General features: G+C 44.3%; 29 protein-coding genes. 18 read left to right on the top strand and 11 right to left on the bottom strand.

Annotation, left to right across the window (positions count from 1 at the left end; all coding sequences use genetic code 11):
- The first annotated feature begins 2 nt into the window (after positions 1 to 2).
- The gene (locus Q4592_RS18355; RefSeq protein WP_303515903.1) at positions 3 to 998 is read left to right on the top strand and encodes a nickel/cobalt transporter; all 996 of its coding nucleotides are present in this window, start codon (positions 3 to 5) and stop codon (positions 996 to 998) included.
- A gap of 42 nt (positions 999 to 1,040) precedes the next feature.
- Here Q4592_RS18355 and Q4592_RS18350 read toward each other — a convergent pair whose 3' ends face one another.
- From Q4592_RS18350 to Q4592_RS18340, 3 genes are read right to left on the bottom strand one after another with little or no spacing between them, the layout of a single operon-like run.
- On the bottom strand, positions 1,041 to 1,538 hold the full coding sequence (locus tag Q4592_RS18350) for a GNAT family N-acetyltransferase (protein WP_303515901.1): 498 nt from the start codon (positions 1,536 to 1,538) through the stop codon (positions 1,041 to 1,043).
- A gap of 13 nt (positions 1,539 to 1,551) precedes the next feature.
- Entirely contained in the window at positions 1,552 to 1,773 is a 222-nt protein-coding gene (locus Q4592_RS18345) for a SlyX family protein (protein ID WP_137673786.1), read from the bottom strand.
- A gap of 4 nt (positions 1,774 to 1,777) precedes the next feature.
- The gene (locus Q4592_RS18340) at positions 1,778 to 2,755 is read right to left on the bottom strand and encodes a WD40 repeat domain-containing protein (protein ID WP_303515899.1); all 978 of its coding nucleotides are present in this window, start codon (positions 2,753 to 2,755) and stop codon (positions 1,778 to 1,780) included.
- 147 nt (positions 2,756 to 2,902) lie between these two features.
- Between Q4592_RS18340 and fkpA the strand changes: the two genes are divergently transcribed.
- Complete coding sequence (gene fkpA, locus Q4592_RS18335) at positions 2,903 to 3,667, top strand: FKBP-type peptidyl-prolyl cis-trans isomerase (RefSeq protein ID WP_137673788.1); 765 nt, start codon at positions 2,903 to 2,905, stop codon at positions 3,665 to 3,667.
- A gap of 97 nt (positions 3,668 to 3,764) precedes the next feature.
- Here fkpA and rsd read toward each other — a convergent pair whose 3' ends face one another.
- Positions 3,765 to 4,244, bottom strand: coding sequence for a sigma D regulator (gene rsd, locus Q4592_RS18330; RefSeq protein ID WP_137673789.1), 480 nt, complete (start codon positions 4,242 to 4,244; stop codon positions 3,765 to 3,767).
- 186 nt (positions 4,245 to 4,430) lie between these two features.
- On the opposite strand from rsd, the gene nudC reads away from it, so the two are divergent.
- The 6 genes from nudC to Q4592_RS18300 all read left to right on the top strand — a co-directional run bounded on the left by nudC (position 4,431) and on the right by Q4592_RS18300 (position 8,097).
- A complete protein-coding gene (nudC, locus tag Q4592_RS18325; protein ID WP_137673790.1) occupies positions 4,431 to 5,225 on the top strand; it encodes an NAD(+) diphosphatase in 795 nt (264 codons plus the stop codon).
- A gap of 105 nt (positions 5,226 to 5,330) precedes the next feature.
- A complete protein-coding gene (hemE, locus tag Q4592_RS18320; RefSeq protein ID WP_303515889.1) occupies positions 5,331 to 6,395 on the top strand; it encodes a uroporphyrinogen decarboxylase in 1,065 nt (354 codons plus the stop codon).
- 172 nt (positions 6,396 to 6,567) lie between these two features.
- The gene (locus tag Q4592_RS18315; protein WP_303515886.1) at positions 6,568 to 6,750 is read left to right on the top strand and encodes a hypothetical protein; all 183 of its coding nucleotides are present in this window, start codon (positions 6,568 to 6,570) and stop codon (positions 6,748 to 6,750) included.
- Positions 6,751 to 6,771: 21 nt separating this feature from the next.
- Positions 6,772 to 7,557, top strand: coding sequence for a sulfite exporter TauE/SafE family protein (locus Q4592_RS18310; RefSeq protein ID WP_303515883.1), 786 nt, complete (start codon positions 6,772 to 6,774; stop codon positions 7,555 to 7,557).
- A gap of 10 nt (positions 7,558 to 7,567) precedes the next feature.
- Positions 7,568 to 7,897 carry a hypothetical protein gene (locus Q4592_RS18305; RefSeq protein WP_303515881.1) on the top strand — a complete coding sequence of 110 codons (330 nt, stop codon included), beginning with the start codon at positions 7,568 to 7,570 and terminating at the stop codon, positions 7,895 to 7,897.
- A 26-nt stretch (positions 7,898 to 7,923) separates the two neighbouring features.
- Positions 7,924 to 8,097: a PLDc N-terminal domain-containing protein gene (locus Q4592_RS18300; protein WP_303515879.1), complete on the top strand. Its 174-nt coding sequence runs from the start codon at positions 7,924 to 7,926 to the stop codon at positions 8,095 to 8,097.
- Here Q4592_RS18300 and Q4592_RS18295 read toward each other — a convergent pair.
- Both Q4592_RS18295 and Q4592_RS18290 read right to left on the bottom strand, forming a co-directional pair.
- The gene (locus tag Q4592_RS18295) at positions 8,094 to 8,477 is read right to left on the bottom strand and encodes a TM2 domain-containing protein (protein ID WP_303515877.1); all 384 of its coding nucleotides are present in this window, start codon (positions 8,475 to 8,477) and stop codon (positions 8,094 to 8,096) included. The two genes, Q4592_RS18300 and Q4592_RS18295, sit on opposite strands and share 4 nt — an antisense overlap.
- Before the next feature lie 3 nt (positions 8,478 to 8,480).
- Positions 8,481 to 8,693 (bottom strand): DUF4177 domain-containing protein, encoded by a 213-nt coding sequence (locus Q4592_RS18290; protein WP_137673794.1) that lies wholly within the window; start codon positions 8,691 to 8,693, stop codon positions 8,481 to 8,483.
- A gap of 261 nt (positions 8,694 to 8,954) precedes the next feature.
- On the opposite strand from Q4592_RS18290, the gene Q4592_RS18285 reads away from it, so the two are divergent.
- On the top strand, positions 8,955 to 9,194 hold the full coding sequence (locus tag Q4592_RS18285; protein WP_137673795.1) for a TIGR02922 family protein: 240 nt from the start codon (positions 8,955 to 8,957) through the stop codon (positions 9,192 to 9,194).
- A 31-nt stretch (positions 9,195 to 9,225) separates the two neighbouring features.
- Here Q4592_RS18285 and Q4592_RS18280 read toward each other — a convergent pair whose 3' ends face one another.
- Positions 9,226 to 10,158 carry a D-2-hydroxyacid dehydrogenase gene (locus Q4592_RS18280; protein WP_303515874.1) on the bottom strand — a complete coding sequence of 311 codons (933 nt, stop codon included), beginning with the start codon at positions 10,156 to 10,158 and terminating at the stop codon, positions 9,226 to 9,228.
- A gap of 121 nt (positions 10,159 to 10,279) precedes the next feature.
- On the opposite strand from Q4592_RS18280, the gene Q4592_RS18275 reads away from it, so the two are divergent.
- The 3 genes from Q4592_RS18275 (at position 10,280) to Q4592_RS18265 (ending at position 11,816) form a co-directional block, all read left to right on the top strand.
- Positions 10,280 to 10,864, top strand: a complete 585-nt coding sequence (locus Q4592_RS18275) for a YjaG family protein (RefSeq protein ID WP_303515871.1) — start codon at positions 10,280 to 10,282, stop codon at positions 10,862 to 10,864.
- Positions 10,865 to 11,031: 167 nt separating this feature from the next.
- Positions 11,032 to 11,304 (top strand): nucleoid-associated protein HU-alpha, encoded by a 273-nt coding sequence (gene hupA / locus Q4592_RS18270; RefSeq protein ID WP_137673798.1) that lies wholly within the window; start codon positions 11,032 to 11,034, stop codon positions 11,302 to 11,304.
- Positions 11,305 to 11,462: 158 nt separating this feature from the next.
- Complete coding sequence (locus Q4592_RS18265; RefSeq protein ID WP_303515864.1) at positions 11,463 to 11,816, top strand: sirohydrochlorin chelatase; 354 nt, start codon at positions 11,463 to 11,465, stop codon at positions 11,814 to 11,816.
- On the opposite strand, the gene Q4592_RS18260 is transcribed toward Q4592_RS18265, so the two are convergent.
- The gene (locus tag Q4592_RS18260; RefSeq protein ID WP_303515861.1) at positions 11,813 to 12,235 is read right to left on the bottom strand and encodes a hypothetical protein; all 423 of its coding nucleotides are present in this window, start codon (positions 12,233 to 12,235) and stop codon (positions 11,813 to 11,815) included. The genes Q4592_RS18265 and Q4592_RS18260 overlap by 4 nt on opposite strands.
- A 275-nt stretch (positions 12,236 to 12,510) precedes the next feature.
- Between Q4592_RS18260 and Q4592_RS18255 the strand changes: the two genes are divergently transcribed.
- Together Q4592_RS18255 and Q4592_RS18250 are read left to right on the top strand one after the other, a co-directional pair.
- Positions 12,511 to 12,702 carry a hypothetical protein gene (locus tag Q4592_RS18255; RefSeq protein ID WP_303515859.1) on the top strand — a complete coding sequence of 64 codons (192 nt, stop codon included), beginning with the start codon at positions 12,511 to 12,513 and terminating at the stop codon, positions 12,700 to 12,702.
- A gap of 100 nt (positions 12,703 to 12,802) precedes the next feature.
- Entirely contained in the window at positions 12,803 to 13,282 is a 480-nt protein-coding gene (locus Q4592_RS18250; RefSeq protein ID WP_137673802.1) for a peptidylprolyl isomerase, read from the top strand.
- A gap of 41 nt (positions 13,283 to 13,323) precedes the next feature.
- Here the strand turns inward: Q4592_RS18250 and leuA are convergent, their stop codons facing one another.
- Complete coding sequence (leuA, locus tag Q4592_RS18245) at positions 13,324 to 14,997, bottom strand: 2-isopropylmalate synthase (protein ID WP_303515856.1); 1,674 nt, start codon at positions 14,995 to 14,997, stop codon at positions 13,324 to 13,326.
- Positions 14,998 to 15,279: 282 nt separating this feature from the next.
- Positions 15,280 to 16,383 (bottom strand): ABC transporter ATP-binding protein, encoded by a 1,104-nt coding sequence (locus tag Q4592_RS18240; RefSeq protein ID WP_137673804.1) that lies wholly within the window; start codon positions 16,381 to 16,383, stop codon positions 15,280 to 15,282.
- Between the two features lie 259 nt (positions 16,384 to 16,642).
- Here Q4592_RS18240 and Q4592_RS18235 point away from each other — a divergent pair, with 259 nt between their 5' ends.
- From Q4592_RS18235 to Q4592_RS18225, 3 genes are all read left to right on the top strand, one after another.
- The gene (locus tag Q4592_RS18235) at positions 16,643 to 17,575 is read left to right on the top strand and encodes a carbohydrate ABC transporter permease (protein ID WP_174235951.1); all 933 of its coding nucleotides are present in this window, start codon (positions 16,643 to 16,645) and stop codon (positions 17,573 to 17,575) included.
- On the top strand, positions 17,575 to 18,426 hold the full coding sequence (locus Q4592_RS18230; RefSeq protein ID WP_137673805.1) for a carbohydrate ABC transporter permease: 852 nt from the start codon (positions 17,575 to 17,577) through the stop codon (positions 18,424 to 18,426). Before Q4592_RS18235 ends, Q4592_RS18230 begins: the two co-directional genes overlap by 1 nt.
- Before the next feature lie 70 nt (positions 18,427 to 18,496).
- Positions 18,497 to 19,726: an ABC transporter substrate-binding protein gene (locus Q4592_RS18225; RefSeq protein ID WP_201798745.1), complete on the top strand. Its 1,230-nt coding sequence runs from the start codon at positions 18,497 to 18,499 to the stop codon at positions 19,724 to 19,726.
- A 67-nt stretch (positions 19,727 to 19,793) separates the two neighbouring features.
- Here Q4592_RS18225 and Q4592_RS18220 read toward each other — a convergent pair whose 3' ends face one another.
- Positions 19,794 to 20,333 carry a YfaZ family outer membrane protein gene (locus Q4592_RS18220; protein ID WP_137673806.1) on the bottom strand — a complete coding sequence of 180 codons (540 nt, stop codon included), beginning with the start codon at positions 20,331 to 20,333 and terminating at the stop codon, positions 19,794 to 19,796.
- Positions 20,334 to 20,613: 280 nt separating this feature from the next.
- Between Q4592_RS18220 and aqpZ the strand changes: the two genes are divergently transcribed.
- Positions 20,614 to 21,312 (top strand): aquaporin Z, encoded by a 699-nt coding sequence (gene aqpZ / locus Q4592_RS18215; protein WP_137673807.1) that lies wholly within the window; start codon positions 20,614 to 20,616, stop codon positions 21,310 to 21,312.
- Positions 21,313 to 21,464 lie beyond the last annotated feature (152 nt).

Raw genomic sequence — 21,464 nt, 5'->3', positions numbered from 1 at the left:
AAATGATGAGCCGTCACCATCGCTCTGTGCTGCTATTGGCCTGTCTATTGTTAGTTGTGGGCGGAAGCAGTATTTATCTGTGGTTGTCATTTCCTCAGCTGTGGATGCAATCTAAGCGCTGGCAAATGGAACTGAGTCGCTACATTAGTGAGCTGTTGAGCTTGGCATCGCAACATCCGGCAAAGGCAATGTGGACAACGTTTTTAGCTAGCCTGAGCTATGGGGTTTTACACGCAGTTGGGCCGGGGCATGGCAAGGTGATTATGGCCAGTTACTTGAGTACTCATCCGGCGAAACTTAAGACCAGCCTTAAACTCTCTTTATCTGCGGCTATGCTGCAAGCGCTGGTGGCTATCACCTTGGTGAGTACCCTGCTATTTGTTATGGACAGCAGCATTAGCCAACTCAATATTCAGGCTGAACGGCTGGTTGAGTTGAGTTATATCGCGATGATATTACTGGGCCTAATTGTGGCTTGGAAGGGCATTAAACAATACCGAAGCTCGCAGAAAAAACTGAATCTGGTGAATATTGGGCCACGGCTTACTGGCCAAGAGCTTAAGACCAATACAGTGCCTTTTACGCCACTGTTAAGCCCACACAATAACGATTGTGAATGCGGGCATAGCCATGTAGCAAGTTCAGCGTCATTAACCGAGGCCAGCAACTTGAAAGACTATTTCGCTATTGTTGTCAGTATTGGTATGCGGCCATGCAGCGGGGCGCTAATGGCACTGATATTTGCAAAATCTTTAAATGTTTATTGGTTGGGAGTAGTCAGTGCGCTGTCAATGGGATTGGGCACGGCGATAGCGATCGGTTTGCTTGCTTGGCTATCATTATCGGGAGGAGGACTGGCTAAGCGTTATGTTTCCTTAACCGGCCAAAAATATCGAGTGCTGCGCTTAGGCGTAAAATTGGCTGCCGCAGGCTTAATTTGTTTAGTGGGGCTCGTTATGCTGAAAAGCCAGTCCTTATTATTCTCACCGATATTGTGAAATAACCATGAGCAGTTTTTGGATACACATGGTGTTAGTTTATTAAGCTAAGGTTTTGCCCAAAATTGTCAGGCTATAATCTTGCTGATCCATTCTTGCCACATTTGGCAGCTGGCCCCAGTCTTGATAACCAAGCTTTTCAAACAAGGCAAGGCTAGGCACATTATGACTAAATATGAAGGCCAACAGGATTTCTATTCCCAGTTCTTGGGCAATGGGTTCAGCGGCAAGTAACAAGCGTTTGCCTAAGCCTTTACCGCGCTGGTCTTCAGCTAAATAGAGACTGATTTCGGCGCTATGTTGGTAAGCTGGGCGACCATAAAAATCACTAAAGCTTAACCAGGCAACCACTTCCCCGGCTTGTTCTATTACATATAAAGGGCGCTTGGGGTGTTGGTGCTGCTTAAACCATTGAAGGCGTGAGGCTACCGTTTGTTCTTCTGTATCGGCTGTTACTTGGCGAGAGGCTACGATCGAGTTGTAGATCTCTACAATGCGAGGAAGGTCGGCTTCAAGCGCCAGGCGAAAGGCTACAGACATGTCAGTATTCCACTTAGTAATGCGGTGGCGGTGTTTCTTGCTCTTGAGGGGCGACGGCTGCGCTGCCATCGCCTTCAAACAATTTGGCGCGAATAAGCTTAAACTGATGTTGTAGCGTTTCTAGCTGATTTTGTTGATCTTGTAGGGCAAGGTTTAGCTGCTCGATGGTATCTTCTTGAAAGGCTATTTTGGTTTCAAGGCGTTCAATAACGCCGTCTAATTCTTGCTGATTCATACCGCTACTTCTTTAATTCCCAAAATTCGACTAAACCGCTCGAGCTGGCGCTCGCTAGCTGGCCATTATCGAGCATCGCCGCACTATACACAACCGCGCTTTTGGGACGTGTTTTTTTGGTAGGGGTGACTAGCCAATGTTGCAGTGCTTGGCCACTTGCTACATGCCAAACGCTTAACTTTCTGGCGGCTGAGCCGGTAAGTAACCACTCGCCTTGATTAGCAAAGCTCACATATGAAAATATGTTTTGTCGGGCGGTAAGTTTTAACTGGCTAACTTGCTCGCCGCTTGGAATGGCCCATACTCGGGCTAGCTTGCCGTTATCGGCAGTAAACGCGTATTTACCGTTAGACTCTAAAGCGACCGATGATACCCGCCCTTGATGCGGAAAGCGCAAAATAACTTGGGCGGTTTGGGTATCCCAAAATAGTGCTTGGTAATCGTTACCGCCGGTGAGGGCGTAACGGCCATTAGCGGATAGCGCCACTGCGTTAATTTTTTCGCTGTGACCTAAAAACTCTAAGCGACGGCCAGAGAGTAGGTCGAGGTGGATGACTTTGCCATCGCCTAAGCCAATCAGAACTTGTTGGCCATTGCTGGTTAAGGCAATGTCGCGAATGCTCGATTCACTGAGCTTCCAATAACCTAGCGCTCTGCCACTGGCGATATCCCACACCACAAAATCATCACGGCTGGCACTTATGGCATAGCGGTTACCCTCGGCAATTTTAACCAAAAAGACTTGGTTGTTGGCTTGATTTTGATGATCCCACTGAAATAGCTGACGTTGTTCTTTTACATCCCACAGGCTTAAACCGTGGTGAATAGAAGAGACCAAACTGAGGCTGCCGTCAGACGAAAAATCGGCAGCATAAGATCCGTCAGTAGCTTGCTCCCAGCTGCGAACAGGAGGTGAGTCGTCGCTACAACTGGTTAATAGCAGAGTAAAGCTATAAATTACAAATAACTTAATAATTGTCATTTTTTTGCGTTTTTTTACGGAACTGTCACTAGGTTGTGTTGACTAATAGGGTTAGTATAAGGGCTTTGCGGGCTAAGTGTTTAATTATTCATAATGATCTTGCACGCTATGCCACAGATTTAATGCGACTTAATTGGAGATAAATGAATGAAAAAGTATTTTGCCGTGTCGGTTTTGGCCGCCTCGATTTTAGCCGTTACTGGCTGTCAGGAAGAGAAAGCTGAAGCTCCAGCGGTAGCTCAAGTAGCCTTAGAGAACGAAGGTCAACAGCAAGCCTATGCAATTGGTGCTTCTGTATCTCGTTACATTGCCACTACACTTGAGCAGCAAAAAGAATTGGGTCTTGAATTAGATAACGCATTAGTTCTTAAAGGCATGCAAGACGGTTTAAGTGGCGAAGTAGCCATGTCTGAAGAAGAAATTCAGCTAGCACTTAAAGCGCTAGACGAGAAACTTGCTGGATTGGTAGAAGCTAAAACGGCTGAAGATGCTGCTGCAGCTCAAGCTGAAAGCGCTAAGTATTTATCAGATAACGCTGCTCGCGAAGGCGTTTCAGTGACTGAATCTGGTCTACAGTTTGAAGTATTAACTGACGCTGAAGGCGACAAGCCAAGCGCTGCTGATACAGTAACTGTTCACTACAAAGGTACCCTAACTGACGGAACTACTTTTGATAGCTCTTACGACCGTGGTGAGCCAGCAACGTTCCCACTAAACCGTGTGATTCCAGGTTGGACCGAAGGTGTTCAACTTATGTCTAAAGGCGCGAAGTACAAATTCTTCATCCCTTCAGAGCTAGGTTACGGTGAAAACGGCGCAGGTAGCATTCCACCTAACTCAATCTTAGTATTTGAAGTTGAGTTGATGGAAATTGAAAAAGCTGATGCAGCGGCAGAAACGCCAGCTAGCTAATCAATAGCTTGATCAAAAAAACGCAGCGCTTAGGTGCTGCGTTTTTGTTTATAGCAAAGTAATAAAAAAGGCCTCTTGTGAGGCCTTTTTTAAGTATTTATTCTGCAGCAGCGCTTTGTTGGCTGTGCTGGTATAAATGGTCGAGTAACTCGTCTTCTACTGCGAAGCGTTCTTCCATTTCTTGACCCAACTGAGATAAGTCTCTGTCGAAGCTATTGAGCTCGATGTCTTCACTCACTTCGGCGTACTTGTCGTTAAAGGCCAGCGCGGTGTCGGTGGTTTCGGTTATTTGCGGTAATAAGCTTTCGCCAGGTTTGGTATCACCATCGTTGGCGCATTCACTCACAATTTGCTCGTAGATTTCAAAATGACCTGTTGATGCGTAATCAACTAACTGTTGGCAAAATTGGGTAATCGCCGGCAGTGGCGGTAGCGAGCGTTCAGCGGTGTCGTAGGGCGGTAGACCTGCTAATTCACAGTAGGCAATTAACAATTGTTTTCTAGCGTCTAACCAAGCATCGATAACTTGGCTGGCGCCTCCCCATTTGGCTTGAGCTTGTTCAAGTTTGCTTAGCATTGCCCTTGCTCCTAAATCCCTAAAGAATATAACTATAACTAAATAAAATCGGGGCTTTCGTCAACCGATATTTAGTTTAAGTGAGGCGTGGCTAAACATTTGTCAGTCGTGAAAAGCTTGTTATGTAGTGTAAGCTTGGTCATTATTTGCCTATTGAGCAAGCTCGCGTTAGAGAAAGGATGAAGTGTGAGTAAACAATTTGGCTGGTGGTTTTTTACCTGCGGCAACCAGATATTAGTGATCCCTCAAGGTGAGTGTATTCCTTACGGTGATGTTGAGGACCTGCCTTTACCCGAGTTAGATTTTACCCAAGTTGAACGCTTTGCCAGTTATAAAGGCGAGGCATGTTTGCGTTTGGAGTTGAGCGAAGCAATTGATTTGGGCATGGGTGAGTGGATTGATTTACGCAGCAGTATGTCGGTACTCAGTGGCCCGCTCTTTAACTTGGTAGGAAAAGCGCAACAATTTGCCTTGTTTCTTAAAACCCATCGTTTTTGTGGCAGTTGCGGTGAAGCCCTAGAACGGGTGGACTGGGAGTTAGCCATGCAATGTGACCATTGCGGCTTTAGAGCGTACCCACGAATTTCGCCCAGCATAATTGTGCTAATTAGTGATGGCCGCAAAGTGCTGTTAGCAAACCATCGCCGCCATCAAAAGCAAGAGCAACCGATATACACGGCCATTGCTGGTTTTGTTGAAGCGGGAGAAACGCTTGAACAAACCGTGCATAGAGAAGTGCATGAAGAAACCGGTATTAGGGTTAAAAATGTGAGTTACTGGCGGAGCCAGCCTTGGGCGTTTCCACATTCAATTATGGCCGCTTATTTTGCCGAATATGACACTGGTGAGGTGAATATTGACCGTCGCGAACTGGCCGATGCCCAGTGGTTTGATTACAGCGACCTGCCTCACCTTCCGCCAACTGGCACGATTGCCCGAGATATGATTAATCACTGGCTTGGACAAAAAACTAACGAATAATTATGGGGTCTTACATAAACTGCTCAGGCTTAGTTATAAGGCTTGAGTTGTTAAGGCAGCTAGTTACAATGCACTAGCTAAAATTTTAGATAATCGGGAAAGTTAATGTCGGAACTTAAAAACGATCGCTATTTGCGCGCACTGTTAAAGCAGCCTGTAGACGTAACACCAGTATGGATGATGCGCCAAGCGGGTCGCTATTTGCCTGAGTATCGAGCTGTACGCAAAGACGCAGGTGATTTTATGTCGGTGTGTCGTGATGCTGACTTGGCTTGTGAAGTAACCTTGCAGCCACTGCGTCGTTTTAAGCTTGACGCGGCTATTTTGTTTTCCGACATTCTTACTATTCCTGACGCTATGGGTTTAGGTTTGTATTTCTCTACCGGAGAAGGCCCAAAGTTTGAACGCCCAGTGACCAGCAGGGCACAAGTTGAATCCTTAGGTGTGCCAGATCCAGAGCAAGAGCTGGGTTATGTAATGAATGCCGTTCGCACTATTAAGCGAGAGCTGAAAGGCGAAGTACCGCTGATTGGCTTTTCTGGTAGCCCTTGGACTTTGGCTACTTATATGGTTGAAGGCGGCACGACTAAGTCGTTTGCTGGTATTAAAAAAATGGCCTTTAGCGAGCCGCAAACTCTGCACTTGTTACTCGATAAACTAGCTGAATCAGTGATCTTATATTTGAATGCGCAAATCGCTGCTGGTGCTCAGTCGGTGATGATATTTGATACTTGGGGCGGTGTATTATCGCCACGCGATTACAACGAGTTCTCGTTACGTTACATGCACAAAATTGTTGATGGCTTAACCCGTAAAGCCGATGGCCAAACTGTGCCAGTGACTTTATTCACCAAAAACGGTGGTCAGTGGTTAGAGCAAATCGCTGCTACGGGTTGTGATGCGGTAGGCTTAGATTGGACCATTAATATTGCTGAAGCGAAAAAACGCATTGGCGACAAAGTGGCCTTGCAAGGCAACATGGATCCCTCAATGTTGTATGCGCCAGTAGAGCGTATTCGTGAAGAAGTTGCCACTATTCTTGAAGGTTTTGGTGAAGGCAATGGTCACGTATTTAACTTAGGCCATGGCATTCACCCAGATGTAAACCCTGAGCATGCGGGTGCCTTTATTGACGCTGTTCATGAATTAAGCGCGCCTTATCACAAGTAGCGTTAATATCTACCTACTTCACATATAACAAAGTTAAATAACACGTATTAGCTATACGGCGTGTTATTTAACTGAATTACCCTCGCTATTGCCCTCAGCTTTGATATAGTAAAGTACTTAGAACTCTTTACGGATGAAGTTCATTTTTGGCCGTAACTGAGAGCTTTTTGTTATGAAATCCCCTTTGCAAATAGGCATAGTGTTTATTCTTGTGCTGATAATGGTTGTTACCTATAAGCTAAAAAGTGTAGGTGAACCTAACGTTCTTCCTTATCTTTCTTATCATACCCTCAATGGTAAAACAGAAGTGCTTGCGCAACAGCTAGTCATCCCGCAGACTGAGCGCACTAGATAATCGAATTTTCTATTTATCGCTATGATGTTTCTTAGTTTTTTACTTATTGGTGCCGCGGCAGGTTTAATGTCGGGGTTATTTGGTATTGGTGGTGGTTTAGTCATTGTGCCGGTGCTAATTGGTAGCTTTGGAGCCATGGGTTTTGCCAGTGAGTCGGCGATTCACTTAGCCATTGGCACGTCATTAGCCTCGATTATTATCACAGCTAGTAGCGCCAGCTACGCCCATTATTGTCGTGGCTCAATTGATTGGAATATTGTGCAACGCTTGGGTGGCGGCATAGTGTTTGGATCGATGCTTGGCGCTTGGGTGGCTACCCGCTTACATGCCGATCACTTAACTAACTATTTTGCTGGTTTCTTACTGGTTATGGCGCTGTATATGGCGTTTGGTAGAACGCCTAAGGCTCAACGCTGTTTACCTGGGCCTGCAGGCACTAGTTTATTAGGTGCTATTGTGGGCTGTATCTCTGCTATGTTTGGCATTGGCGGCGGTACCATTACTTTTCCTAGTTTGAGTTGGTATGGCGTATCAGCTCCCAAAGCTGTTGCTATTTCGGCAGTATGTGGCTTACCGATTGCGTTAGTGGGCACTGTTGCATATATCTATAATGGTTGGCATGAAGCCGACTTACCGGCCTGGAGTTTGGGTTATGTTTATTTGCCGGCATGGTTAGGCATTGTGCTTACCAGCTCCATATTTGCCCGTTTAGGTAGTCGCTTAGCTTATCGTTTGCCCGCCAAACGGCTTAAGCAAGCATTTGCCTTGCTGCTATTAGTAATGGCCATTAAGTTATTGATTGAGTAGGAGAGGTTTGATGAAAAAGTTTTTATTCTCGGCAGTTCTGATTGCTTGGTTTTCTAGTGCTGCTGCATTTGCTGCTGCCCCTGTTTCAGAGAAGCAATTAGGCGAAGTGCTGGTGGAATCGCGTAATCAGCTTTACCAAGCTGAACCTGGCCAAGCCAATGATTATTCACGCTTAGTGGCATTTGGCTTAGATACTCGCTACGGAGTATTTGTGCGTAGCTGGTTGTATTTTGAGCTGCAAATGGCCACTCAACAAATAAGTTTGCAACCAGATAACGAATTAGCAAAAAGCCGTCAGAGCATTCTGTTTAACCTGCGTCGCCAAATTGATTTAGAATAGGCAAAATTTTTTAACGAGGAGTAACAATGTCTCTGTCATTGTTGTTAGCCATTGTGATTTTAGTTGGCGACATATTCGCCATAGTGAAGATTTTAAACAGCAGTGCGGAAATTGGCCGTAAATATCTTTGGATATTTTTAATCTGCTTACTGCCACTAGCTGGCATTGTATTGTGGTTATTCAAAGGGCCCAAAAACTAGGGCTCTTTTAGTTGTTTAAGTAAGGCCTGCATTTTTTGGTTATTGTGCTGCAGCACCATTAACTCTGAACGAAACAGTGCGGGCAGTTCGACCACGGTGATGGCGATTAACATCGCTAAACCCCATTGCCAAACGCCACCTAGCATTAACAGTAGAGCCACCAGTGAAATGCCAAGATTGAGCAAACCTCGTAGCCACTTAGCTAGATAAAAATGGTGTAATCCCGCGAGCATCAAATAGTTAAGCACAGCGTAGCTATCTGGGTCTTTTACTTGTTTTTGCCAAGCATGATGAAACTGCTTACGTCGCTCGTCAGGCAGCTCTCTCACCGATAAACGCAGTTGTTCTTGCTGCTGTTCTAATTGCTCGCGGTTTAACATGGTTTAACGCCCTAGAGTCACAATTACCGTTTCGCGACTCCAAAATAACCAGAAGCGACGATTTTCAATCACCTGAAATACCAGCTGCCAACCATCGCTAGCTTCCTTGTTCAAGCTTGCCTCTACTTTTTGCAAAGGCATGCCTGATGCACCTAGAAACAAGGTGCCTAAAGCCCCTTCGGTAATTGCGATTACTTTGTACTCTTTGTAAGCCATGTTGCTCTCATTCTCTAATAACAGTTGTTCGACTATAAGCTATGCTTAAAAGCAAAACCATCATTAAGCGCAATTCAAAAGCTATGCTACTTTTAAATACATAGCGGTGGTTTTTGTAATCAAATAGTCTTTAGAGACAAAAGCTTATTGCTTGTTACAGGCTTAATACAGAGCGTTTGATGTTTATGTGAGCCAAACTTGCTATTTGCTAGTGAGTTTGTTGGTATGTTTAAGTTGATGGGTAAGCGTTAGGGAACAGCTATGAAAGTAACCATGCTTTACTATGATGAAGATAATCCACTGTTGTTACAGCAACAGGTACTGTCTGAGCTGAGTCAAAGTAGCAAAGGCCGGGTCATTATCCCTAATGAAGATAAACTAGGAAAAATCATCATTGCCATTTTAGATGGAGAGGTGAAAGTTCTTAACTCCTTAGGTGACCGCGCATTTGCCGCCTTTGATTTAGAAAAGCAAATCGCCTTTGAAGGCGACGCAGATTAATCTCTCAAGGCAGCGAATCGTTCGCTGCCTGTTAATAACCTTTCGTAAAATCCACTTTATCTATCAAATCTTCTCCCTGTAAATAACGGCTTAAGTTGTCGGCAAACAATTGAATGATATCTGCTACCCGGCTAGGTGCCGAGATATGTGGCGTGATCATGCAGTTGGCTTGTTGCCATAAAGGATGGTCTTCTGGCAACGGCTCGGGGTTAGTGACATCAAGTATTGCCCGCGCTTTGGGCTTGGCTTCTAGAAACTGCAGTAAGGCTTGCTGATTTAATGTTGCCCCTCGGCCTACATTAAAAAACACCACATCGTCGGCTAAGGCCGCAAAAAAATCCTGGTCTAGCAAACCTTGAGTCGCTTGGGTATTGGGTAATACGGCTACCACGACCTTGGCCGTAGCGCAGAGTTGTTGCTGCTGGGAAAACGCTTGTACGTGGTCAAAGGCCGTTTTTGGCGAACCGCTATGGCTTAATGCGACCGGTCGCATACCAAAGTGACGAGCTGTACCTGCGAGGTGTTGGCTGATATTGCCACTGCCAATACAGCAAAAGGTTTGCCCCTGTAAGCTATTGCTAGGCAGAGCCTGCCACAAGGCTTGTTGGTGCTGGCTCCGATAGGCAAGGTGCTGCTGAGTGTGCGCAAGTAGATAAGAAAACACATACTCGCTCATTAAAGGACCAAAGGTGCCTCGGCTATTTGTGAGTAGGTAATGCTTAGGCAAATCTTCGGCGAGTAGGGCATCTATTCCTGCAAAGGTAGAGTGAAGCCATGCTAGGTTTTTCATGCTGGTAAGCACTTGGGCTGCATCACTGGGCGTAGCTAATAATACTTGGCTTTGTAGAGCCATATCAGACAGCTCAGAGACATGCGACGCGAGGTGCCAATCACATTGAGGAAATTGTGGCTGAAGGGCCGCGGCATATTGTTTAGCCTGCGGGTTGATAATAGTGATCTGCATGTTGCACCTTAGTTCTTCGCAAACAAGAGTTAATTTAGCTAAGCGATTACGCTGGTGTTAAGCTGCATAACCTATTAGCCTTTCGATTATCTTAATCGTTTTATTTAGCGCGGAGCAAACAATGCTTACCCCATGTGATATCGACCGTTTAGCGCAGTTGTCTGCCAAACAACAATCTTTATATTGCCTAGCACTGTTGCAAAGAATGTCGCCAAATTATTTGTTGTTTTGTCAGGCGGTAGAGCTTGAGCATGATGCCGACTTTAAAAAACTATTGGCGCTGTTTTGGGAAAGTGCCATGTACCCTAAAACTCGCATTAACTTTTCCGCGCAGCGGGAACGTTTTGAAGACTTGATCCCAGAGCCTCAAGATTACGATATGTACGGGGTATATCCAGCTTTAGATTGTTGCGTAGTGACAGAGTGTTTGTTTAGTGCTTTGTTAGAATCTACTGGCCAAGAAGCAGAGCAAGCTAGCCAAACCTCTTTAGCCAGCGTTTTAAGTTTTTTGGAGTTGCAGTTTGGTGAGCAAAGCGAAGCTGAAATAATGCAGCAAGAATTAGTACAGCACGAAATGGCTTTTCAGAGTGCATTGTTGGATCTTGTTGACCAAGCAGATGGCGATAAAAACGCCATTCAAGCCTTGAAAACGCTGGCAGTGAACCAAGGTGTCAGCAATTTAGGTATCTGCTTAGAAAGCAATTAGTTCGGAATAAACGTCAAATACTGGGTGTTTTTGTGACTGTTTACGCATAAATTGGTTAAAGCCCCGCCAAACAAGGCTCTAAAGCAGAAAAACTCTTTGCGCGGGGTTTTTTTTTCTCTTAAAGTGAAGCTGGATTATTTAAAACGAACATAAAGGATTTAGACATTATGAACAAAACTGAACTAATTGATGCTATTGCTGAAAAAGCTGACCTATCAAAAGCTCAAGCAAAACTAGCATTGGAAACAACTTTAGGTGCGGTAACTGGTGCGCTTAAAGAAGGCGACCAAGTTCAGCTAATCGGCTTTGGTACATTCAAAGTTAATCATCGTGCAGCCCGCACTGGTCGCAATCCTCAGACTGGTGCTGAGATCCAAATTGCAGCAGCCAATGTACCTGCCTTTGTAGCTGGTAAAGCATTAAAAGACGCTGTTAAATAGTTTCTTTAATTAGCCTCTGCTTGCAGAGGCTAATTTTTCCTCTTTTGTTTCCTTCAGATTATTTTTCCCATCTCCGGTTCGATTCAGTAAACTAAGTCTTAAATTAAGCTGCAAAGCGATCTGCTATTTCAGCCGTTCAATCGATCAGTAGGAAGAATATGAAAGCCTTATTGGTAGTGGCACACGGAAGCCGCCGTCCCCAATCAAATCAAGAAGTGGTCACTCTCGCCGAAGCAATGGCTAACAAGTTGAGTGATTATCAGCAAGTGCACGCCGCGTTTTTGGAGTTAGTTGAGCCGAGTATTTCGCAAAAAATCGAGCAGTGTTATCAAACGGGGATCAGGCAAATCGTTATGTACCCGCATTTTCTGGCTGCGGGCACCCATGTTGTGAACGATTTGCCGAGAATAATTGAACAAGCTAAGCAAGATTACCCTGATTTAGATATAGATCTGCAGCCCCATCTCGGTGGTTTTGATGGTTTAGCAGAGTTTATCTGCCAATCGCTTTAATCTAAGTCGCTAAAATCTCTTATGCGTCCTAGTAGCTGCGGTAAGTAATGCGGGTGAGCTAATTGCAATAAACCCTGCCAATTACGATAAGTGAGCGTTTCTTTGAGTAGTAGCATCACTTTAGTCAGCGGGGCATTACGCAGTAGCTCTGGGCGATACAAGTAGTCACCACCTTCTTGTACAAACCACGAGCTAGACTCAAAGTTTTCGAATAGGTGTTGACGCTCGGCAGTATCACGCAAAATTGAGAGTTGGTTTAAGGTGTCTAAAGATTGAATCTCTAGGCTTAAACTGGCTATTTCATTTAGATGCTGCTGGCTAGGCAAGCTGCGTAAAGAGAACAAGTGCTCCATTAGTGCTTGTGATGCATGGCTTGGTTCTGTAGGGGATGCATATTGAACAACATTATCTATACTCATCGGTCACCTCTTATTATTTCAACCTCCTTGTTGATTAATCTTTCGTCATATCTGATTGGATTCTGAACATATATGAAGGATTGGGCAAGCACCTCATGGTTATCACTGTTATTCAATTTATGAATTAGCGCATAGAGACTGAGCTGCTTACGTGATAGCTAAAAAGTAAATACGACTAAGGTCGTGCTGTAGAAAGCGATATCTTCAACTAGGCTGAATTCCTGTAACAATAAATCCGCATACTAATTAAAAAGCTAATTTGCAGGGAGAGCTGAATGCTAGCGTATGACATCAAGGAAGTTGAAATGGCAGTATTGCCATCACGACGACGCCGTAATCGACGAAATGCACTCACTAAGTCGGAAATGGATGTAAACGTTTCCACAAAGTCTAAGAGTAAATCTCAATGTGAGTTTGAAGCCAGTATCAACGATGAGTCGAACAGCCTGATACTGTTCCTTGATTAGTCAGCACATTACCCGCGTTTAGCTAAAACACCCCTAAGACTTGGCAAAGATAGTGGTTTCTGTTTTAGTGTTGCAACATTTAATGGTTTGAGAAAAGAACATGAAAGTTGCTAAAGATAGTGTTGTACGTTTTGAGTACACCTTGCACGAAACAGACGGCCCAATGCTAGAAAGCACCCAACAAGATGCCGTGGCTTATCTACATGGACATAAAGCGATGATTCCCGCTATTGAAGCGGGTCTTGAAGGGAAAGAAGCAGGCGCAGAAATAGCGCTTAGTTTAGCCCCGGAAGACGGCTATGGCGTGCGTGACGAGAATGCAGTTGAACGTATTTCAGTTAAGCATTTACAAGGTGCTAAAAACTGGAAAGCGGGTATGCCTGCAGTGGTACAAACCGAGCAAGGCCCACGCCAAGTCACAGTGGTAAAAGTGGGCAAGTTTATGGCGACTATCGATACTAATCACCCTTATGCCGGGAAACACTTAGACTTTGCCATTAAGCTTGTAGAAGTGCGTGCTGCAACAGAAGAAGAACTGGCACATGGCCATGCTCATGGCGCTGGTGGTCATCAGCATTAATCAATAAACCAGCGCTGCCAAGCGCTGGTTTAAGTACTCAGTTATGCTGGCTCACCAATAGGCTGCTGGCATAACTCTTGGTTTAAAGCGCATAGTGTGGCTTTTAAACTTGCCGTTAGAATGTCTTTATCAATAGCTACACCTAGGTAGCGTTTGCCGGCGATTTTGGCTTGAATATAACAAACCGCTTCGGCCTCTGCGCCCTTACTCAAGGCATGTTCATTGTAATCTAACACTTCAATCTCAATATTGAACTGCTGAGCTAAGCCATTAACAAAGGCGGCTAATGCACCATTTCCGCTGGCCTTTATCTGAAACTGTTCTTGGTCACGCTCTAACAATACCTGTACTTGCTCTTGCTGCTCATAATTGACTTGGTAATTAGCCAACTGATAAGCGCGTTGTTGCTGCAAATACTGGCGCTGAAATAGCTGCCAAATTTTGTCGGGGCTAATTTCTTCACCGCTTTGCTCGGCATCTTGCTGAACCACTGCGCTAAATTCGATAAGTGCCCAGCGTGGCAACTGAATACCATAGTCTTTATCTAAGATGTATGCGATGCCGCCTTTTCCGGATTGACTGTTAATACGGATCACTTCTTGATAATCACGTCCAAGGTCAGCTGGGTCGATGGGTAAATAGGCCACATCCCAGTGTTGTTCTGGCTGTTGAATATCCAAACATTTTTTAATTGCATCTTGGTGGCTGCCAGAAAAGGCCGTAAATACCAACTCGCCCACGTAAGGGTGGCGTGGGTGCACCGGTAATTGGGTACAAAACTTCACGACTTGCACAATTTCGTCTACATCGGCCAAGTTCAATTGTGGATCAATGCCCTGGCTATACAAGTTCATGGCCATGGTCACAATATCCATATTGCCGGTGCGCTCACCATTGCCTAACAAGGTGCCTTCTACCCGATCTGCGCCAGCCAATTGCCCTAATTCTGCTGCAGCAATGCCGCAACCACGGTCGTTATGAGTATGCTGGCTAATAATTAAATCTTCGCGATGATCGATGTGATGAATAAACCACTCTATTTGATCGGCATAAATGTTGGGAGTAGACATCTCCACCGTCGCTGGCAAATTTAAAATGATTTTTTGGCTGGCTTTAGGCCGCCATTCGGCAACCACGGCATTACAAATATCCACGGCAAAATCTAATTCTGTGCCAGTAAAACTCTCTGGAGAATACTGAAATTGCCAATTGGTGTCGGGATTGCAGTCTGCATGTTGTTGTAATTCGCGTGCGCCTTTAACTGCTATTTCAATAATCCCGGCTTTATCTAGCTTAAACACTTTGTCGCGTTGTACTTTTGAAGTTGAGTTATACAAGTGCACAATGGCATTTTTTGCCCCTTTTAAGGCTTCAAATGTCTTTGCAATCAAGGCTGGACGCGCTTGGGTTAATACTTGAATTGAGACATCGTCTGGGATTTGATTGGTTTCAATAAGCCAGCGAACAAAGTCGTAATCAGTAGTAGATGCGGCAGGAAAGCCCACTTCAATTTGCTTAAAACCTAGTTTGATCAATAACGCGAATAAACGCTGTTTTTGTTCTACTGACATGGGTTCAATAAGGGCTTGGTTACCATCACGTAAATCTACGCTACACCACTGAGGGGCATGAGTAATGGTATTGCTTGGCCATTGTCGTTGAGACAAAGCGACGGGTTTAAAGGCTTGGTATTTTGAGTGACTAAATTGAGACATGCTAATTTCCTTGATTGCGAGCGTAAGTCATGGGTAAGTAAGGCGAATTGCCAGCCAGCGCTTGCCTAGATAGTGCGCTGACTGCGGCTTAGTCGCAGGGTTTTGATTAACATGATTTTTCTCAACAAATGAACATGTTGAAAAGTATACGCAAAAGCGAAGGGGGAGTGTTTGTTTAAATTGTTGGTATTGAATAATAATGCGCAATCATTACTGTTTAAGTGTGCTTAATGAGCAATGATTACGCGTTTTGTTCCGTTAGTGTGATATAGCCAACTAGTATTACTTAATAGTTTTTTGGTAAACCCTTACCGCTTGTTCTGCTTCGTTAAACAAATAACATTCGTTTAGGTCACAGCTAAGGGTAATTTCAGTGTAACGGGGCACTTGGTGGTCACCGTTTACATGTACTTTGATTCCATCAATTTCGCCCAATTGACCAAACAAATAGGTGGCATTACCAAGGCGTTCGCTCACTTCACTTTGGAAGGCCAGCTTGAGTTCGCCGCTGTCATCTAAGCGCAAGTGCTCTGGGCGAATACCCAGTTGCAGCTTTTCACCTACTGTGACGCTGTTATCTCTCACCTCTATATTAATTTGCTGGCCGTCTGGTAGCTCTATTGTTGCAGTATTCCCCTCTAATGCTTTTACGGTGCTTGGCATGAAGTTCATTTTTGGAGAGCCAATAAAGCCTGCCACAAACAAGTTCTCTGGGTAATTATAGAGTTCTAGTGGCGAACCTACTTGCTCAATATTACCAGCACGCAGTACCACAATTTTATCGGCTAAGGTCATCGCCTCTACTTGGTCGTGAGTTACATAGACCATGGTGGTTTGTAGTTCTTTGTGCAGTTTGGCAATTTGTAAACGCATCTCAACACGCAGCTCTGCGTCGAGGTTTGATAGCGGTTCATCAAACAGGAATACGCGAGGATCGCGAACAATGGCTCGGCCAATTGCAACTCGTTGGCGTTGGCCACCAGAAAGCTCTTTTGGTGTGCGTTGTAGTAAGTTTTCCATCTGCAGTGTTTTGGCTGCCATGGACACTTTTTTATCGATTTCAGCTTTGTCTACGCCATTCATTTTCATGCCAAAACCCATGTTCTCGGCTACGGTCATGTGGGGGTAAAGGGCGTAAGATTGGAATACCATTGCCACGCCGCGCTCGGCCGGGTCAACTTGGTTAACTACTTGATTATCAATGCTTAGTTCGCCGTCGGAGATATCCTCCAAGCCAGCAATCATCCGCAGTAGGGTAGACTTACCACAACCCGATGGGCCAACAAACACGACAAACTCTCCGTGGTTGATGTCTAGGTCTACGCCGTGAATTGTTTCTACTTTGGCATAGCGTTTAACTAAGCCCTTTAGTGTGATATCTGCCATTTTCTATCCCTATCATTGGTCACTTATAATTCTAGCAACTGAACAAGTATGATGTTGATCATAGTTCGTTACTTTACCTTAACAATTGCTTGGTGAAAACGTTTACTTGTCACAATATTTGATCTAAGTTTGATAATAACGATAGATACTAGAACGCTCGAAAGGGCGGTGAAACTTGCTGAAATGCGATGCGTATCAACAGAAATCTGCTATTTATAGCTATATTACTGGATACCGGCAGGCAAATAAGGAACATGGAATGGCGTCGAGTTCTTCAAATAAATCTCAGAAAAATGCCGTAAATACGGCGTCTGAGTTAGTGTCGGGTAAACGATTACGCGCTAGTGACGTAGCACCTTGGATGTTTTTAGGTCCAGCGTTAATCATCTTTTCAATTTATGTTTTGTTTCCAGTACTGGACAGCATCTGGCTTAGCTTTTTTGAGTGGGATGGTTTGGGCGAGAAAACCTTTATTGGTTTTGGAAACTATGTAGAGCTGTTTGACAGCGACCAATTTTGGACAGCCTTAACCAACAACATTTTATGGATGGTGTTGTTTATGCTGGCGCCACCGATGGGATTGGCTATTGCCCTGTTCTTGAATCAGCAGGTATACGGAATACGCTTAGTTAAAGCGTTATTCTTTTTCCCTTTTGTTATTTCACAAGTGGTAGTGGGTTTAGTCTTCTCTTGGTTCTACGACCCGAGCTTTGGCGTACTAAATAGCGTTATTAGCTTCCTAGGTGGTGACCCCATTTCTATTCTCGCCGATGAAGATTTAGTGACCTACGGCATTATTGCTGCGGGTTTATGGCCACAAATTGCCTACTGTATGATTTTGTACCTCACCGGCTTAAACAATCTTAATCACGAACAGCTTGAAGCTGCCCGTTTAGATAACGCCAAAGGCTTTAAAATGCTTTGGTACATCGTATTGCCTCAGCTAAGGCCCGCGACATTTATTGCCATTGTTGTCACAGTGATTGGTGCGCTACGTTCCTTCGACTTAGTGGCCACCATGACCGCTGGCGGACCATGGGGAAGCTCAACCGTACTGGCATACATGATGTACGAAGAATCTATTTTCAACTATCGCATGGGTTACGGTGCTGCGGTGGCTGTAGTGCTATTTTTAATTATGGATATCTATATCGCTTACTTCTTGTGGCGGATGATAAGGAGTGAGAAATAATGTACCCACGTCCTATAGAAAAGGCCTCTGCCTTTACCAATATTAGTTACCGAGTCGCTCTACCTATTTCGATAGTGCTATGGCTACTGCCGTTAATTGCTGTAATGGCAACGTCGGTGCGCTCACTGGATGACATTAACCAAGGTAATTACTGGGGCTGGCCAAGCGAGTGGATGTTGATTGAAAACTATACGCAGGTTTTTACATCAACCCCGATGTTTCAGTATTTATTGAATAGTTTAATTATTACTTTACCTGCGGTAGCTGGCTGTGTGGCCTTGTCGACCATGGCTGGTTTTGCGCTGGCTAAGTACAACTTCAAAGCCAATATTTGGATCTTTGCTACTTTTATTGCAGGTAACTTTGTTCCGTTTCAGATCTTAATGATTCCGGTGCGAGACCTCACTATTCAGTTTGGTTTGTACGATACTCACTGGGCATTGATTTTGTTTCATATTGCCTTCCAAACCGGCTTTTGTACGCTGTTTATGCGTAACTTTATTGTTGGTTTACCTACCGAACTGATTGAATCTGCGCGGGTTGAAGGCGTTAGTGAGTTTAAGATTTTCTGGCATATTGTATTGCCGCTAGTTAAACCGGCAACAGCCGCGTTAGCAGTATTAGTATTTACCTTTATTTGGAATGACTTTTTCTGGGCCTTGGTATTGGTACAAAGCGATGAAGTTCGCCCCGTTACCGCTGGCCTCAGTGCGTTGCAAGGACAATGGTTGGCATCTTGGCAGTTGATATCAGCCGGTGCAGTAGTTGCGGCCTTACCTCCGGTCATACTATTTTTTACCATGCAACGTCATTTTATTGCTGGGTTGACTCTAGGGGCAACCAAAGGCTAAACGCACCCTCAAGCAATAATGAGGGAAGTAATAAATCCTTCACAAGGACAACAAAAACTAAGGAATGTAAATGATGAGTAAACTAAAACAATGTGGTCAGGCGCTTGCGCTAGCTACTTTAATCAGTGGCTATGCCAATGCTGGTACGCTGATTATTAACTCTGACGCTTCTGACCCTGCACCTAAAGCCGCATTTGCAGAAATCATTGCTGAATTTGAAAAAGAGTACCCAGACATTAAAGTGAAATACAATTTGTATGATCACGAAGCTTACAAAACCACTATCCGTAACTGGTTAGTGACGTCGCCGCCAGATGTTGTTCACTGGTATGCGGGTAACCGTATGAAGGCTTTTGTAGACAAAGGTTTGTTTGAAGATGTGAGTGACATTTGGGAAGCCAACAATATGGCCTCAGATTTTGCTACCGCAGCTCCAGCTATGACCATTGACGGTAAGCAATGGGGTGTTCCTTACACCTACTACCAGTGGGGCATTTACTACCGTAAAGATATCTTCGAGAAGTACGACATCGAAGAGCCTTACTTGTGGGAAGAGTTACTTGAAGCCTCTAAAATCCTTAAAGAGAATGGTGTTGCTCCCATCGCAATTGGTACCAAATACCTTTGGACTGCTGCAGGTTGGTTCGACTACATGAACTTGCGAGTAAATGGCTTAGATTTCCACATGGAATTAATGGAAGGCAAGGTGCCTTACACTGATGCTCGTGTTGTGAAAACGATGAAGAAATGGCAAGAGATGATCGAGCCTGGTTACTTCCTAGAAAACCACGCTTCATACTCTTGGCAAGAAGCGCAGCCGTTCCTATACAACGGTGATGCAGCCATGTACCTGATTGGTAACTTCATTACGCCTAACTTCCCAGAAGACATGAAAGATAAAATGGGCTTTTTCCAATTCCCTATTATCGACCCAACGGTAGGTGTGGCGGAAGATGCGCCAATGGATACTTTACATATTCCTGTAAAAGCCAAGAACAAAGAAGACGCCAGAAAATACCTAGCGTTTATGGCTCGTCCTGAGAACCAAACCAAAATCAATAAAGCCTTATTGCAAATTCCGCCTAACAAGAAGGCTAAAGCTGAAGACAATGAATTCTTGAATAAAGGTGTGGCTATGTTGGGATCTGCAGCAGGTACTGCTCAGTTCTATGATCGCGATACTGATCCTGCAATGGCCAAAGCCGGCATGAAAGGTTTCCAGGAGTTTATGGTTCACCCTGATCGTTTAGATAAGATCTTGAAGGGCTTAGAAAAAACGCGCCAGCGTACTTTTAAATAGTTTTATATTTCTTTTCCTTAAGAACATACCTCTAATAAAAAGCCCTGTTTAACAGGGCTTTTTTTATTTAGAAATTAAAGGCTGCACCAATGTATAGGCCTTTAGTAAAATCTAAATCGGGCTCGTTGCTGTAACGAAACTGAATGGCGCGATAGCCAAGGTAAACATCAGCTTGAGGCATAATCGAGTAAGCGATTTTGGCATCTAAATCGTAGTAGCGGTTTAACTCGCTGCTCGTTAACACTGACGGAGCGTAATAAGCACTCGCTGACACATTTAAGTTTTGTGCCACAGTAATTTTGTAATCCCCACCAATTGCAAACGCGTGTGGGTTTTCGCGGTTGTTTGCCCATAGCTTGGTAAATTTAGCGCCGATAGAAAACTTATGAATATCTTGTTGGTGAGTAGCCTTAATACCAAAGTCTGCTAAATCACCCTCTGGACGAGAGTACATGTAGTTAGCGGACATCTCGGCACCTGGTGCAATGGCGGTTGAAAAGCCGGTCTCAAATACGTCGTTATTAAGGTCAAATTTAATTGAGCTAGCAAGGGCGGCGGTGCTACTCATTGCGAAAAGGCTCGCAACTAACAAAGAACGTTTAAACATAAGTTTCCTATATTGATGTTCATCCAGACTAAAACGCCGAGATTGTACCACTATTTTATTTAATTATCTGATAATCGCCTTTATTTTGAACGGATAAACTACTTGATTGGCAATTAGTTGTTTAATCACAATTTAAGGGGGCAAATTGTCGCTGAGCGAACTAGGGCATCACTAAAATTTCAATTAAAAAACACAGTGTGAATGGCGAGAGTAGCCTATAGTTAGGCTGCTACAACTTGTTGTTGTAATACTCATTAAATGTTTGAAAAGGAGAGCAAACATGCCATTGTTTAATCGTTTAATTGCCGAAGGGATTGGCACATTTTGGTTAGTGTTAGGGGGCTGTGGTAGTGCAGTATTAGCGGCTGCATTTCCTGAGGTAGGCATTGGTCTAGTCGGGGTGTCTATCGCTTTTGGTTTAACGGTACTGACTATGGCGTTTGCTATCGGCCATATTTCTGGTTGTCATTTAAACCCTGCAGTCACCATTGGTTTAATGGCTGCAGGGCGCTTCTCTAAGGTTGATGTATTCCCGTACATCTGTGCCCAGTTACTAGGCGGGTTTGTTGGCGCTATTATTTTGTACTTAATTGCCAGTGGTAATGCTGATTACGACCTTGCAAGTCATGGTTTAGCGAGTAACGGTTTTGATATGCACTCGCCAGGTGGTTATAGCTTAATCGCTGCATTAGTATGTGAAATAGTGATGACCTTTATGTTCTTGTTTATCATTTTGGGTGCTACAGATGAGCGCGCACCTGCAGGCTTTGCCCCTATCGCTATTGGTTTAGGATTAACCTTAATCCACCTCATCTCCATTCCGGTCACAAATACCTCGGTAAACCCGGCTCGGAGTACTGCTCCGGCATTAATTGAAGGTGGTATTGCATTGGGTCAATTGTGGCTATTTTGGGTAGCTCCTATTATCGGTGCGGTATGCGCAGCGTTAATGTACAAGCAAATATCAGCTAAAAGCTAAGTGTATCGAACGAAGCTAGATCTTAAATAATGCTCTTCCTTATATAGAGGGAGAGCTTTTTTTTAGGCGTTTCAGCGTTAAATCTCACTCCAAATTCTTTCTCTTAAGTTGCTGACTAAACGTTGGTTTTAGCCTTGCCACAGGTCTGTTAC

The organism is Agarivorans sp. 1_MG-2023 (genome assembly GCF_030548385.1).
In the GTDB taxonomy this organism is placed as follows: Bacteria; Pseudomonadota; Gammaproteobacteria; order Enterobacterales; family Celerinatantimonadaceae; genus Agarivorans.
The sequence above is the reverse complement of the archived record's forward strand: the minus strand, read 5'-3'. Positions and strand labels throughout refer to the sequence as shown.

What these genes read in the sequence shown, in the direction of transcription:
- Q4592_RS18355 (WP_303515903.1), top strand. Translation starts at nt 3, where the DNA reads ATGATGAGCCGTCACCATCGCTCTGTGCTGCTATTGGCCTGTCTATTG.
- Q4592_RS18350 (WP_303515901.1), bottom strand. Translation starts at nt 1,538, where the DNA reads ATGTCTGTAGCCTTTCGCCTGGCGCTTGAAGCCGACCTTCCTCGCATT.
- Q4592_RS18345 (WP_137673786.1), bottom strand. Translation starts at nt 1,773, where the DNA reads ATGAATCAGCAAGAATTAGACGGCGTTATTGAACGCCTTGAAACCAAA.
- Q4592_RS18340 (WP_303515899.1), bottom strand. Translation starts at nt 2,755, where the DNA reads ATGACAATTATTAAGTTATTTGTAATTTATAGCTTTACTCTGCTATTA.
- fkpA (WP_137673788.1), top strand. Translation starts at nt 2,903, where the DNA reads ATGAAAAAGTATTTTGCCGTGTCGGTTTTGGCCGCCTCGATTTTAGCC.
- rsd (WP_137673789.1), bottom strand. Translation starts at nt 4,244, where the DNA reads ATGCTAAGCAAACTTGAACAAGCTCAAGCCAAATGGGGAGGCGCCAGC.
- hemE (WP_303515889.1), top strand. Translation starts at nt 5,331, where the DNA reads ATGTCGGAACTTAAAAACGATCGCTATTTGCGCGCACTGTTAAAGCAG.
- Q4592_RS18315 (WP_303515886.1), top strand. Translation starts at nt 6,568, where the DNA reads ATGAAATCCCCTTTGCAAATAGGCATAGTGTTTATTCTTGTGCTGATA.
- Q4592_RS18310 (WP_303515883.1), top strand. Translation starts at nt 6,772, where the DNA reads ATGATGTTTCTTAGTTTTTTACTTATTGGTGCCGCGGCAGGTTTAATG.
- Q4592_RS18305 (WP_303515881.1), top strand. Translation starts at nt 7,568, where the DNA reads ATGAAAAAGTTTTTATTCTCGGCAGTTCTGATTGCTTGGTTTTCTAGT.
- Q4592_RS18300 (WP_303515879.1), top strand. Translation starts at nt 7,924, where the DNA reads ATGTCTCTGTCATTGTTGTTAGCCATTGTGATTTTAGTTGGCGACATA.
- Q4592_RS18295 (WP_303515877.1), bottom strand. Translation starts at nt 8,477, where the DNA reads ATGTTAAACCGCGAGCAATTAGAACAGCAGCAAGAACAACTGCGTTTA.
- Q4592_RS18290 (WP_137673794.1), bottom strand. Translation starts at nt 8,693, where the DNA reads ATGGCTTACAAAGAGTACAAAGTAATCGCAATTACCGAAGGGGCTTTA.
- Q4592_RS18285 (WP_137673795.1), top strand. Translation starts at nt 8,955, where the DNA reads ATGAAAGTAACCATGCTTTACTATGATGAAGATAATCCACTGTTGTTA.
- Q4592_RS18280 (WP_303515874.1), bottom strand. Translation starts at nt 10,158, where the DNA reads ATGCAGATCACTATTATCAACCCGCAGGCTAAACAATATGCCGCGGCC.
- Q4592_RS18275 (WP_303515871.1), top strand. Translation starts at nt 10,280, where the DNA reads ATGCTTACCCCATGTGATATCGACCGTTTAGCGCAGTTGTCTGCCAAA.
- hupA (WP_137673798.1), top strand. Translation starts at nt 11,032, where the DNA reads ATGAACAAAACTGAACTAATTGATGCTATTGCTGAAAAAGCTGACCTA.
- Q4592_RS18265 (WP_303515864.1), top strand. Translation starts at nt 11,463, where the DNA reads ATGAAAGCCTTATTGGTAGTGGCACACGGAAGCCGCCGTCCCCAATCA.
- Q4592_RS18260 (WP_303515861.1), bottom strand. Translation starts at nt 12,235, where the DNA reads ATGAGTATAGATAATGTTGTTCAATATGCATCCCCTACAGAACCAAGC.
- Q4592_RS18255 (WP_303515859.1), top strand. Translation starts at nt 12,511, where the DNA reads ATGCTAGCGTATGACATCAAGGAAGTTGAAATGGCAGTATTGCCATCA.
- Q4592_RS18250 (WP_137673802.1), top strand. Translation starts at nt 12,803, where the DNA reads ATGAAAGTTGCTAAAGATAGTGTTGTACGTTTTGAGTACACCTTGCAC.
- leuA (WP_303515856.1), bottom strand. Translation starts at nt 14,997, where the DNA reads ATGTCTCAATTTAGTCACTCAAAATACCAAGCCTTTAAACCCGTCGCT.
- Q4592_RS18240 (WP_137673804.1), bottom strand. Translation starts at nt 16,383, where the DNA reads ATGGCAGATATCACACTAAAGGGCTTAGTTAAACGCTATGCCAAAGTA.
- Q4592_RS18235 (WP_174235951.1), top strand. Translation starts at nt 16,643, where the DNA reads ATGGCGTCGAGTTCTTCAAATAAATCTCAGAAAAATGCCGTAAATACG.
- Q4592_RS18230 (WP_137673805.1), top strand. Translation starts at nt 17,575, where the DNA reads ATGTACCCACGTCCTATAGAAAAGGCCTCTGCCTTTACCAATATTAGT.
- Q4592_RS18225 (WP_201798745.1), top strand. Translation starts at nt 18,497, where the DNA reads ATGATGAGTAAACTAAAACAATGTGGTCAGGCGCTTGCGCTAGCTACT.
- Q4592_RS18220 (WP_137673806.1), bottom strand. Translation starts at nt 20,333, where the DNA reads ATGTTTAAACGTTCTTTGTTAGTTGCGAGCCTTTTCGCAATGAGTAGC.
- aqpZ (WP_137673807.1), top strand. Translation starts at nt 20,614, where the DNA reads ATGCCATTGTTTAATCGTTTAATTGCCGAAGGGATTGGCACATTTTGG.